General features: G+C 27.6%; 13 protein-coding genes. 3 read left to right on the top strand and 10 right to left on the bottom strand.

Annotation, left to right across the window (positions count from 1 at the left end):
- Position 1: 1 nt before the first annotated feature.
- The 10 genes from GIL12_RS03680 to uvrA form a co-directional block, all read right to left on the bottom strand.
- Complete coding sequence (locus GIL12_RS03680) at positions 2 to 1,927, bottom strand: chemotaxis protein CheA (RefSeq protein ID WP_163469011.1); 1,926 nt, start codon at positions 1,925 to 1,927, stop codon at positions 2 to 4.
- An 11-nt stretch (positions 1,928 to 1,938) separates the two neighbouring features.
- The gene (locus tag GIL12_RS03675) at positions 1,939 to 2,295 is read right to left on the bottom strand and encodes a response regulator (RefSeq protein ID WP_163469010.1); all 357 of its coding nucleotides are present in this window, start codon (positions 2,293 to 2,295) and stop codon (positions 1,939 to 1,941) included.
- A gap of 18 nt (positions 2,296 to 2,313) precedes the next feature.
- Positions 2,314 to 2,799 carry a chemotaxis protein CheD gene (locus GIL12_RS03670; RefSeq protein ID WP_163469009.1) on the bottom strand — a complete coding sequence of 162 codons (486 nt, stop codon included), beginning with the start codon at positions 2,797 to 2,799 and terminating at the stop codon, positions 2,314 to 2,316.
- A 1-nt stretch (position 2,800) separates the two neighbouring features.
- Positions 2,801 to 3,436, bottom strand: coding sequence for a chemotaxis protein CheC (locus GIL12_RS03665; RefSeq protein WP_163469008.1), 636 nt, complete (start codon positions 3,434 to 3,436; stop codon positions 2,801 to 2,803).
- Positions 3,423 to 4,775 (bottom strand): Na+/H+ antiporter NhaC family protein, encoded by a 1,353-nt coding sequence (locus GIL12_RS03660; protein WP_163469007.1) that lies wholly within the window; start codon positions 4,773 to 4,775, stop codon positions 3,423 to 3,425. Before GIL12_RS03660 ends, GIL12_RS03665 begins: the two co-directional genes overlap by 14 nt.
- A 20-nt stretch (positions 4,776 to 4,795) precedes the next feature.
- Complete coding sequence (ruvA, locus tag GIL12_RS03655) at positions 4,796 to 5,380, bottom strand: Holliday junction branch migration protein RuvA (RefSeq protein ID WP_163469006.1); 585 nt, start codon at positions 5,378 to 5,380, stop codon at positions 4,796 to 4,798.
- Positions 5,380 to 6,207, bottom strand: a complete 828-nt coding sequence (locus GIL12_RS03650) for an SIR2 family protein (protein WP_163469005.1) — start codon at positions 6,205 to 6,207, stop codon at positions 5,380 to 5,382. The genes ruvA and GIL12_RS03650 overlap by 1 nt, the downstream gene beginning before the upstream one ends.
- Positions 6,200 to 6,760 (bottom strand): non-canonical purine NTP pyrophosphatase, encoded by a 561-nt coding sequence (locus GIL12_RS03645; RefSeq protein ID WP_163469004.1) that lies wholly within the window; start codon positions 6,758 to 6,760, stop codon positions 6,200 to 6,202. The genes GIL12_RS03650 and GIL12_RS03645 overlap by 8 nt, the downstream gene beginning before the upstream one ends.
- Before the next feature lie 83 nt (positions 6,761 to 6,843).
- Positions 6,844 to 7,470 (bottom strand): flavodoxin family protein, encoded by a 627-nt coding sequence (locus tag GIL12_RS03640; protein WP_163469003.1) that lies wholly within the window; start codon positions 7,468 to 7,470, stop codon positions 6,844 to 6,846.
- A gap of 12 nt (positions 7,471 to 7,482) precedes the next feature.
- Positions 7,483 to 10,314 carry an excinuclease ABC subunit UvrA gene (gene uvrA, locus GIL12_RS03635; protein WP_163469002.1) on the bottom strand — a complete coding sequence of 944 codons (2,832 nt, stop codon included), beginning with the start codon at positions 10,312 to 10,314 and terminating at the stop codon, positions 7,483 to 7,485.
- Between the two features lie 103 nt (positions 10,315 to 10,417).
- Here uvrA and GIL12_RS03630 point away from each other — a divergent pair, with 103 nt between their 5' ends.
- The 3 genes from GIL12_RS03630 (at position 10,418) to GIL12_RS03620 (ending at position 12,549) form a co-directional block, all read left to right on the top strand.
- Positions 10,418 to 11,269, top strand: coding sequence for a LysR family transcriptional regulator (locus GIL12_RS03630; RefSeq protein WP_163469001.1), 852 nt, complete (start codon positions 10,418 to 10,420; stop codon positions 11,267 to 11,269).
- 2 nt (positions 11,270 to 11,271) lie between these two features.
- The gene (gene ruvC, locus GIL12_RS03625; RefSeq protein WP_163469000.1) at positions 11,272 to 11,844 is read left to right on the top strand and encodes a crossover junction endodeoxyribonuclease RuvC; all 573 of its coding nucleotides are present in this window, start codon (positions 11,272 to 11,274) and stop codon (positions 11,842 to 11,844) included.
- A gap of 90 nt (positions 11,845 to 11,934) precedes the next feature.
- Positions 11,935 to 12,549 carry a superoxide dismutase gene (locus tag GIL12_RS03620; RefSeq protein WP_163468999.1) on the top strand — a complete coding sequence of 205 codons (615 nt, stop codon included), beginning with the start codon at positions 11,935 to 11,937 and terminating at the stop codon, positions 12,547 to 12,549.
- Positions 12,550 to 12,711 lie beyond the last annotated feature (162 nt).

Genomic DNA, 12,711 nt, shown 5'->3' with positions numbered 1-12,711 from the left:
ACTATTCACTCACTTTCTTATTTAATTCAAGAGCTAATCCAGTTACATCAACAATATAACTAATTGTTCCATCTCCCATAGTTGTACAACCACTTAAACCCCTTAGGGACTTTGTACATTTTTTCAAATATTTAGGAAATGTTTTAACTACAACTTGATATTCTCCCCCTATTTCATCAAAGGCAATGGCAAATTTTTCTTCTTCACTAGCTTCTATTAACATTATAATTTTATTCCTATTATCTATATAATTAGAGTCAGCATAGTAACTATTTAAATTTATCAAAGGATAGTTTATATTGTCTATCACTATAAACATATTTCCATTTGTATCTTTCACTATATCTTCTCTTTTTTCTTTAAATATTAATTTCATTGAATTAATAGGCACTATATAGCTTATATTATTTGATATTATTTTTATTCCACTAACAATTGATAAGGTCAAAGGTATAATTAAATCAATAGTTGTTCCAGTATTTTCTTTACTATCTATTTTAACTACACCACCTAATTTCTTCACATCCTCATAAACAATATCCATTCCAACTCCTCGTCCTGAATATTCATTAATTGTTTCAGTGGTTGAGAAACCAGGTTTCATTATTAAAGAATATATTTCTTTATCTGTTATTTCTCTATTGCTTTTTTTAATATAACCCTTATCAATTGCTTTGTTTAATATTGCTTTTCTGTCCAAGCCTTTCCCATCATCACAAATTGATATTATTATATTTCCACCTTCAGTTTTTGCTTTTAATATAATAGTTCCAACAGAAGATTTCCCTAAATTTTCCCTAGTCTCTCTAGATTCTATCCCATGATCAACAGCATTTCTTATTATATGCATAATTGGATTATATAAATCTTCTATGATATTTTTGTCAACTTCAGTTTCTTCCCCAACAAATTTTAACTCTATTTTTTTGTTTTCATTTCTTGACATATCCCTTACTAATCTTTTCATGCTAGAAAAAACTCTGTTTATAGGTAACATTCTAATTTCCATAACATTTTCTTGAAGTTCCTTTATTCTTTCATTTAAGTTATAAAATAAATTTTCTATTTCCTCTGATTTATTAAATTCCTTTAACACCCTGTCCTCAAGAACTGCTCTAGAAGTAACCAGTTCAATAACTGTATTTAAAAGGTTATCTAGTTTATTTACATCAACACTTATATAATGCTTACGATCTTTAATATCTTCAATTTCCTCTTCTTCTTCTTCTTCCTCTTCAACTTTTTTTAAATCTTTAAATTCATATGGAGTAACTGAAGATTTTTCAACAAATAATATTTTTTTTAACATATTATTTATTTCTGATTCCTTAGAATCACTATTAACTAAAAAAGAAACTCCCTTTTCACTAATTTCCTTACAAGACTCTGGACCTTTTAAAATAGTAGGGAAAGTTTCTAGTACTTTTGAAATTTTTTCTAATTTATTTTTAGCATCTAAAGCTCTTATATCTTCCATCATACAATCTTTTTTAAATTTTATTTTAACCTTATAGTTGGATTTTTTCCCTTTAAAATTTTTCGAATTTTCAAAAATTAATTTTATTCTATTTTTTAAGGGGGTTATATCTTTTCCTAGGTCACCATTTTCCTCAAGAGTTTCTATTTCATTTTTTATAAAGGAAACAACTTCTAAAGAAATATCTATAATCTCAGAAGTTAATTCTATATTATTATCCCTTATAAAGGAGTATACATCTTCTAACCCATGGGAAAGTTCTGACAATTTTTTAAAATTAAGCATGGCAGAAGATCCTTTTATTGTGTGCATAATTCTAAAAACATTGTCTATCCATTCTTTATTTGTTCTTTTATTTGATTCTGCTTCTAATAATTTAGTTTCCATTTCATCTAGGAGGTGAGTTGTTTCATATAAAAATATATCAAACAAACTTTCTTCTTTTTTCATTGATTACCTCCTTAGAATAATTGGTCAACTGCACTCATTAATAGTTCCTCTGTAAATGGTTTAACTATAAATCCTTTAGCTCCGCAAGCAAGAGCTTCTCCTACTAATTCTTCTTGCCCTATAGCTGAAACCATTAATACATTTGCAGTTTCATCTATTTTTAATATTTCCTTAAGAGAAAGTAATCCATCCATTACTGGCATTGCAATATCCATTGTTATTACATCAGGTTTTTTAGTCATGTATTTATCCAAAGCTTCCTTACCATTTTCAGCTTCTGCTACAACTTCATAGCCTGCTCTTTCAAACATTTTCTTTATTGTTTTTCTCATAAATAATGCATCGTCAACTATCATTACCGTCTTCATTTATCTATCCCCCGTATTTTAAATAAATTTTTCCCCTTGTCTCAATGTTTTTATTTTTAATTTACCATTTTTAGTATAAAAAGTAGCACTTCTACCTGAATTTCCACCAACATCACTGGAAATTAAAGGTATGTTCAATTCATCTAATATTTTTATTGCCATATCTACATTTCTTTTTCCCACATCACTTTTTAATATTTTAGAATTTATTGAAAATAGCTCTGCTCCCCCTACTATTTTACAGCGTAATAAACTCTTCTTTGCACCTTTATCTATAAGCTTTTTTAAAAGAATTTTTATTCCTGTATCTGCATATCTTGTTGGAACCATATCAGAAGCTTCTTTTTGTAAAGCACTTGGTAAAAGAACATGAATCATTCCTGCTATGTTATTAAATGAATCATAAATTATAACTGCAACACAAGAACCTAAACCTATTGCACATAATTCATCCTCATTTGTTCCTATTTTAATTTGACCAATGGATACCATATATTTTCCCATACTAGATGCCTACACCTTCCATAATTTTATCCTTCTCTTCAAAATTAGGTATGATGACAATTTCCCCTATAAAATTTTTATTTTTATATTTTTCATCTGTTAAATATAATTCAGACTTAATATATATCAATTCTGAGCAAGATGTTGCCCCAGCCTTTAAAAAAGCTCTATCTAAAACTGCAGCTTTCATATCTATTGCCATATCTGTTAATCCTGATTCTATTTTTAATTTTGTTATTTCCACCAATGTAGTTATATAGGAATTTCCTATAATGTTTATACACTCTAATAAAACACTAAATTTTAATTCTTGTTGCTCCTCTAGGGTCATTTTTTCAAGATCTTCATCTAACATTTTTTTTGTCATATACTTTGCAACTAATGTTGCTCCAGCTTCATCCATAAGCATTAAAATAACACCTTTTACATCCCCTGTAATTTCCAAAGCTGCCATATATGTTTCATCTTCTGGATTTTGTATTACATCAAATATTTGTTCAAGTTGAATTACAGAAACATAGGGTATATTATGTTTTATTTTTTTATCCATGAGTTCAGCTAAAGATTTTGCAGCGTGTCCTGTACTTATATTGGCTATTTCCTGGAGAGTATCCTCTTGAAGTTTAGTTAATATCATCTTTGTTTTCCTCCTTAAATAATTCTTTGTATCTAAGTTTATAGTTAATATATGTAAATAAAGGTACTAAATATAAATAAAAGGCAAAGGGTAATGATCTAAAATATGTAATATCTAGTATTAAAGCTGGTACAAACCACGATGAATTCCATGGTATAAATGTACTTACTAAAACTGCTGTATTTTCTAAGTCCTCTGCAAATTTTATTCTTGGTATTTCTTTTTCATCGTATATTTTTTCCATAACTTGTTCAGTCATAATTATAGCTGCTGTTTGGTTAAAGCCTATCATTGATGAAAAAACACTTAAACCTAAAGTTTTTCTAAATAAAGTTGCCCTTGTTTTTGCTAATCCTATTTTATTTTTTAAATATTTTAGCGCCTCTATTTGATCTAAAATACCAATAAGTAAACATGAAATTATTATTACTACACAGGCATTTAACATGGAAATGAGGCCTCCACCTTTAATTATTGTTTCTAAATCGGTTCCTTTAAATCTATCAAATCCAAAGATCATATATTTCAAAACTTTAATTATACTTTCATTTTGTAAAAATAAAGCTACAAAAAAAGAAAATACTATACTTACACCCATGGATATTTTAACATCTATCTTTAAAAAACTAAAAAGTATAATTATAATAACTGGTATAAAAACAAACCTCACATCTAAAGTATAATTTTCTAATATTAAATTAGGTAATATACTTTTTGCCACATCTAACACATATATTCTAGATATCCCTAAATATAGTAAAGAAGTTGCAATAAATGGGAGCACCATGGAATTTATCATATTTTTTAGATTTTCATAAATACTTACCCCTGTAAGGGAAGAAATAAGATTTGCACTTCCTGATATAGGTGACCACCTATCTCCAAAATACATTCCTGAAATAATTGCAGCTCCTACAACATTAACATCCACATTACCTGTTTTAGCTATACTCATAAGAGCGGCTCCTACAATTCCAGCTGTTGCAAAACCACTTCCTATTATACAAGCTACAAAACAACTTAAAAAAAATGAAAACAGTATAAAAATCTTAGGATTGATATACTTAATTCCAAAATATACCAATGCTGGTATTGTTCCAGCAGCCATCCAGCAAGCTGAAATGCAACCAATAAAAGCAAACAATATTATTACTATCTTCATTTTTTTGCTGTATTCTACAAAAATTGCAGCAATATCACTAAAGTTTATTCCTTTTCTTAAACCTGCTAAACATAAAATCATATAAAAAACTAAACTTGTCAATCCTATTAAAAACTTAGCTTTAATAGTATAAACAAATAAAATTATTATAAAACCTATAAACAAATTTTTTTTCATTTTACTCTCCAGTTTTAGTATTAAATTTTTCTTAAAGTTCCCTTGATAGCCTCTTGTATATTTTTATAATTTTTTATTTCTTCCTTATCTATTAACTTTTCTATATCCTTTTTATTATAGCCTAATCCTTCTAGAGCCATAATTAACTCTTCTTCTATATTAGAATAATTTTCTGTTGATACACAGTTATCTAAAACTATTTCTAATTTATTAATTTTATCCTTTAAATCTAATATTATTTGTTGAGATTTTTTTTGCCCTAATTTAGGTACTTTTTTTAAAGTTAAATAATCTTCTCTTAATATAAGACTTTTAATCTTATCCATATCAAAGGTAGACATAATTGCCAAAGCTAGAGAAACTCCAATTCCTTTTACACTTAAGAGCATTTCAAATAAATTTCTCTCTTTTTTATTTAAAAATCCCACTAGTTTAAACTCTTCCTCTTTAATATGGCTATATATGTATATTTTTATATTTTCATCCTCTGTTATTGTATCATAGGTTCTCAAAGAAATGAAAACTTTATATCCAACTCCATTAACATCAAGAGCCACATAATTTGTTGTTTTATAATCAACTTTCCCATTTAAATAATCAAACATTAATCTCTCCCATCTTTAATTTTAACTTCTCTCACTAATCTATCTAAGAAATTCTCAACAGATTTTTCAGGAGAAATATCATCTCCTATTATGCTTTTTATTCCCCAACATTCCATTAATTTTTCTTGAACAAAATTTGAATTAGGTAAAAATATATATGAGTCTGGTTTTTTATTTATATCATATTTAGACCATATTTTATTTAATTTATAAATCAAATATCTCATATTAATATCTGACAAGCTGTACCCTATGAATAAAAAAGATTTTCCTAACATATCTGATCTTAATTTTATATCCATTGATGATTCAAAATCCATTCTTTCAAAATAACTACTTTCTGTTAAAATTATACTTTTATCATCTGAAAAATCTCCGTGAAATTTAACAATTTGAGTTTTGTTATGATTAATATTACAAATATCTTGAACTCCAACTATTTTCGTATAGGGATATTCAAATAATTCAAAGGATTCTTCCAAACAATTGTCATAATTTGTAGTATATATTATTTGAAAGTTTAATTTACAGATATCCTTATGTATTTTTGATTTTTCTATTCTTCTATCTTCTACAATCCATTTGTCTTTCATTTCCTCAACCAGTCTTCCTATCCCACCAGTTTCTAAACAATAATATTCTGCTAAATCTAGACTATTTCCATAAAGACTAAAGATTTCCTTATCTATACCTAAATGATCTGCCATTTCATCTATCATTTCTTGCCAAGTTGGTAGCCCTAGATTAGCGGATATTCCAGCTCCAACAAAAAGAATAACTTCGTTGTTTTTTATTTTTTTCGCAAGTTTTTTTAATAGTTTATTCATTTACTTCACCTTCTAAGTATTTGAAAAATTTTTTAAAGGCAATTATTCTTGTGGAAATATTATTTTTTTCTTCTCCTAAATCAGCGAAAGTATTACTATAGCCCTTTGGAATAAATATTCTATCTAGTCTATCTTCTCTTATTCCAGTTGGTTCCTTAGCTATACTTCCATAACACTCACCTAAAAATACCTTTACATTTTTTCCGTCACAATATCCAACTATTGACTTCATTAGCACTGTATTTTTTTCTCTACTAAAAAATCTGCAAAAATTTTCAGCACCTAGGTTATCCCAAACTATTGAGGTTAATCCTCCAGGTAAATTTCCAAATTCTTTAATATATATACCTGTTTGCTCCACACAAACTGGCCTTCTTATAACTCTAAATGCTTTTATTACTTTATCTTTTATTAATTTTTTGTCGTCCTTAGATTGAATTTCTTCAACGTCATAGTCCACATGTAAAACTTCCATTTCCAATTTTAATAAATTTGATGCTTTCTGAGCATCTTGAATCTTTCTTTTATTTTTTGACATAAAATATACCTTCATACACCTACTCCTAAAGATTTTTTATATGTTCTTATTATACCATTTAAAGTATTTTTATCAAAAATTTATCTATGCAAAATCCCTTAATCTCCCATATTATAGCTTTTTCTAACCTTTTTAGCTAATAATAATGTTTTTCCTAATTTTACACCAGATAAATAACTTCTATCTAGTTCATTTTTGTATTGGGATACTTCTCCCTTTAAAAACATATGTAAAACTTTCAAACTATCTACAACTCTATAACCAACAGCCTCTAAAGATCTGTTCATAGCAATTGAAGTATATCCCATATCATCTTCATTATTTTGCTCACATATTGCAACTGTTACACTGTACTTTGTTTTCACAACTTCATTTACACTTACCCACACTGACCTATCTGAAGGGTCAAAGGTATCGTAACAATATAATCTATCTAAAAATTTTTTTATATCTCCTGTTACATTATAAAAATATGTTGGAGAACCCAGTACAATTCCATCAGATTCCTCTAATAACTTATATATTTTACTCATATCATCTTTTCTTACACATTTATTGGTTTTTGCACATCCTTCGCAACCTATACAATCTTTAAAGTCAAAGTCAGATAAATGTATACATTCAACTTCTATTCCACAAGATTTAACACCTTCTAATACCTTATTTACTAATATATCTGTGTTTCCTTTTTTTCTAAAACTTCCAACAACTCCAAGTACTTTCACAATCCACCTCCATTATTTATTTTTTAATATTTTTTTTAAATATTTTCCTGTATAACTCTTTTTAGATTTTGCAACTTCCTCTGGAGTACCAATTTTAACAATTTTCCCTCCATTTTTCCCACCTTCAGGACCTATATCAATTATATGATCTGCTATTTTAATAACATCTAAATTATGTTCAATAATTATAACTGAATTTCCCTTTTCCACAAGCCTATCAAGTACTTCTATTAATTTTTTAACATCTTCAAAGTGCAATCCTGTTGTTGGTTCGTCTAATATGTATATGGTTTTACCCCTTGAATTTTTTGAAAGCTCTGTGGCTAATTTTATTCTTTGAGCTTCCCCCCCTGATAAAGTTGTAGCTGGTTGTCCTAGTTTAATATATCCTAATCCAACATCCATTAAAACTTTTAATTTCTTTTCTAATATAGGTATTGCTTTAAAAAATTCATAGGCTTCATAAACACTCATTTCCAAAACTTCTGAAATATTTTTTCCCTTATAGTGAACATCTAGGGTTTCTTTATTGTATCTCTTCCCATTGCATACGTCACACTGTACATAAACATCTGGTAAAAAATTCATTTCTATTTTTATTATACCTGCTCCTTGGCATGCTTCACATCTTCCACCTTTAACGTTAAATGAAAATCGTCCCTTTTTAAATCCTTTCATTTTAGAATCCTTTGTCATGGAAAAGATATTTCTTATTTCATCAAATATCTTTGTATATGTTGCTGGATTGGATCTAGGAGTACGACCTATTGGAGCTTGATCTATATCTATCACCTTATCTAGATTTTCAATACCTATTATTTTTTTATATGGTAGTGGATATAATTTCCCTTTATTTAATTCATTAAACAATATTGGATATAAAGTTTGGTTTATCAATGTTGATTTTCCACTTCCACTGACTCCTGTGACCACAGTCATTATTCCAAGGGGGATTTTCACATTGATATTTTTTAAATTATTTCCACTTGCTCCTATAATCTCAATAAATTTATCTGAAGTTCTTCTTTTTTCTGGAATATTTATTTTCTTATCTCCCCTTAAATATTCACCTGTTAAAGAGTCCTTGTTATTTTTTATATCTTCTGGAGTTCCAAAGGCTACTAAATTTCCTCCATACTCCCCTGCCCCTCTTCCTAAATCTAAAATATAATCAGCTTGATTCATTGTATCCTCATCATGTTCCACTACAATTAAAGTGTTTCCCAAATCCTTTAATCTTGATAAAGTTTCTAAGAGCCTGTCATTATCCCTTTGATGAAGACCAATGCTAGGTTCATCTAAAACATATAAAACCCCTGTTAAACCTGAACCTATTTGTGTAGCAAGTCTAATTCTTTGACTTTCTCCCCCTGAAAGGGTTTTAGTCCCCCTAAGAAGAGATAAATATTCTAATCCTACATTTATCATAAAGCTCAATCTTTCTTTTATTTCTTTTAATATTTCCTTTACAATGGATTCTTGTTTTTTTGTTAAAACTAAGTTACTAAAAAAGTCATAGGCCTCTGTTATACTAAGCAAACATATTTCTATAATGTTTTTGTCATTTACTGTTACCCCTAAAACCTCATCTTTTAATCTTTTCCCGTGACACAATTTACATTCCTTTTCAATCATGTACTTATTTTCTATTTCTTCCTTTTGAGATTCAGAAAAAGATTCATAATATCTTTTTTCTAAATTTTTAACAATACCATTAAATTCCTTTAGTCCATGAAAAGAAAAATCTTTCCCCTCATAATCAAAATTATATTTTTTGCTGCTTCCGTGAAAAATAAGATCCATTTTTTTATCTGGTATATTTTCAATTGGCATATTTATATCTATATTAAAGTCTGAACAAAAAGACAAAAACATTTCCCAAGTCCATCCCTTTCTTGAAGCTGCCCCTGGAATATAAATACCTCCATCTTTAATTGATAATTTTTTATTTAATATTAATCTATTTTCATCCACTTCTAATTTTTTCCCAATTCCCTTGCATTCTGGGCAAGCTCCAAAGGGAGCATTAAAAGAAAATAATCTAGGATTAAGTTCTGGAATGCTAATATCTTCATGTTTTGCACAAGCATAATTTTCACTGTAACTATGATCCTTCCCATTTATATTAAAAATTATTTTACCATTTGAAAGTTCCATTCCTGACTCAACAGATTGAGTTAATCTGGATTTAAAATCCTTGTCTTTTTTCTTTAGAACTAATCTATCCACAACAACTTCAATATTATGTCTTAAATTTTTATCTAAATTTATTTCGTCGTCTAAATACAGTATTTCATCATTTACTCTAACTCTAACAAATCCTTTTTTTGTTAAATTTAGAAAAAGATTCTTATGAGTCCCTTTTTTATCCCTTATAATTGGAGAAAGAACTATCATCTTTTCCTTCTCTTGAAATTTTTCTAAAATATTTTCAACTATTTCTTCAATACTTTTTTTCTCCACAACTGCTCCACATATTGGGCAGTGAGGTTGACCTATATGGGCAAATAATAATCTCATATAATCATATATTTCTGTTACTGTCCCAACTGTTGAACGGGGATTTTTATTAGTACTTTTTTGCTCTATTGATATAGCTGGAGAAAGTCCTTCAATGGAATCTACATCTGGTTTTTTCATTTGACCTATAAACTGTCTTGCATAGGCTGATAAACTTTCAACATATCTCCTTTGACCTTCAGAATAAATTGTATCAAAGGCTAGGGAAGATTTTCCGCTTCCACTTACCCCTGTTATAACTACAAATTTATTTTTAGGAATCTCCACATCTATATTTTTTAAATTATGTTCCCTTGCCCCTTTTATAATTAATTTATCTAACATATCTTCCTCCTTAACTCTATAAAAATATTATAACATAAATTTTTGTTATTTATTCTACTTGTATTTAAATATTTCTAATGATAAAATATGTTCAGGAGGGCCTATGTTAGACTATAGAATTATTACTTTTTTGAAGCTTTGTGAAACAATGAATTATCACCTTACTGGGGAAGCACTTCATATGAGTCAACCTTCTGTAACAAATCATATTCAATCTTTAGAAGATGAATATAATTGTAAACTATTTATATATAACAACAAGAAGTTATATATTACCAAGGAAGCTCTAATTTTAAAAAATTATGCTACAGCTGCCTATTATAACGATTTAGAATTAAGAAGCACCTTAAATAAAGAAAATAAGTTGTCAATTAGAATGGGAGCCACTAAAACAATTGGAGATTTTGTAGTTAAAAATAATATTATTAATTTTTTAAAAAATGAAAACTATGAATTTTCTTTAATTGTTGATAACACTGAGCATCTTCTAAGGGAATTAGATAATAATAAATTAGATTTTGCTTTAATTGAGGGATTTTTTGATAAAGATAAATATAATTATCAATTATATAGTAGTGAAAAATTTGTTGGAATCTGTTCTAAATCTCATCCTTTTGCTAATAAATCCATAAAAATAGAAAATATTTTCAATGAATCTATAATAGTAAGGGAAGAAGGATCTGGAACAAGAGCAATTTTCGAAAGGGAGTTGGAAAAACAAAATTATTCTCTAAAAAACTTTAAAAAAGTTACGTCAATTAGTAGTTTTGAATTGATAAAATCTTTAGTTATTGAAAATCACGCTATTTCCTTTGTATATGATATTATTTCAAAAAGTGATGAAAATCTTCGTACTTTTGAAATTCAAGGTGTTCACATTAAACAAAATTTTAACTATGTGTTTTTAAAAAATACAAATGCTAAAAAATTAATAAATATTTTTGAGAGGAAATAAATATGAGAATTTTAGGAATCGATCCTGGAACTGCTATTGTAGGATTTTCAATAGTGGATTATGAAGACAGAAAAATAAAATTAATAAAATATGGATGTATTTTCACAGAGAAAACTCTTCCTATGGAAGAAAGACTTTTACAAATTTTCAACGAATTAGAAGAAATTATAAAAACATACTCACCTGAACATATGGCCATTGAAGAATTATTTTATTTTAAAAATAATAAAACAGTTATTTCAGTTGGAGAAGCTAGGGGAGTTATTCTTCTAGCTGGACAAAAAAATAATTTGAAAATTAAAAACTATACCCCTCTCCAAGTTAAAATAGGTATTACAGGTTATGGTAGAGCTGAAAAAAAACAAGTTCAACTAATGGTAAAAAGTATTTTGAAAATGAAAGAAATTCCTAAGCCAGATGATGCTGCTGATGCTATTGCAATTGCCATAACACATATAAATTCTTTGAACAATTCCCAGTATGGAATTAGTTCTTCTTCAACTATTTCAACTAAGAATATAACTAAAACCAAAATGTCTGTTCAAGAATTTAGAGAACTTTGTTTAAAAAAATAAAATCAATAATTAAAAGATTGATTTTTATAATTTTTATACTATAATCATACTAGAGACTACATATATTTTTCACTAATTAAGGAGGTACTTATGAACACACATTATCCTTTTCAACTGCAACCTTTAAAATTTGAATACAATGATCTAGAGCCATGCATTTCTAAGAAAACTTTAGAATTTCATCACGATAAACATTTACTTGGATATACTAATAATTTAAATAAGGCTTTGGAAACATCACCTGAATTACAAACTCATTCTCTTAAACATATTTTGAGCAATTTAGAAGAAATTCCTGAAAATATTAAAACTGCTGTTATTAACAATGGTGGAGGAGTATTTAATCATATATTTTATTTTGAAGCTTTAACTAAAGGTGGAAAAATCATACCTGAAAAATTAAAATTAAAATTAGAAGAAAACTTTACATCAGTTGATGAATTTTTGAAAAAATTTAAAGAAGCTGCCCTTACTCATTTTGGTTCTGGATGGGCTTGGCTTGTTTTAGACAAAGATAATACTCTTAAAATTATAAGCACTTCTAACCAAGAAACTCCTCTAAAGTATGACCTTAAACCTTTACTAACTATTGATGTTTGGGAACATGCTTATTATCTAGATTATCAGAATCTAAGAGGTACCTACATTGATAACTTTATGAAAATTATCAATTGGGAAGTAGTTGAAAATCGTTTATATAAATAAATTATAACTAAAAAAGGGAAGCATTAAGCATCCCTTTTTTTTATGGGTCTATAATATTTGGTGTTGGTATTTGTAAAAATACTAATGCCTTTATTTTTTGCAAAAAAAAATTGAGACAAATAAAAAAATCCGTTACAATTAAGTTGCGACACCAAAAGAAAG

It is taken from the genome of Fusobacterium sp. IOR10, from assembly GCF_010367435.1.
GTDB lineage: Bacteria > Fusobacteriota > Fusobacteriia > Fusobacteriales > Fusobacteriaceae > Fusobacterium_B.
Note: the sequence above shows the minus strand (reverse complement) of the source record. Positions and strands in the feature narration are given on the sequence as shown.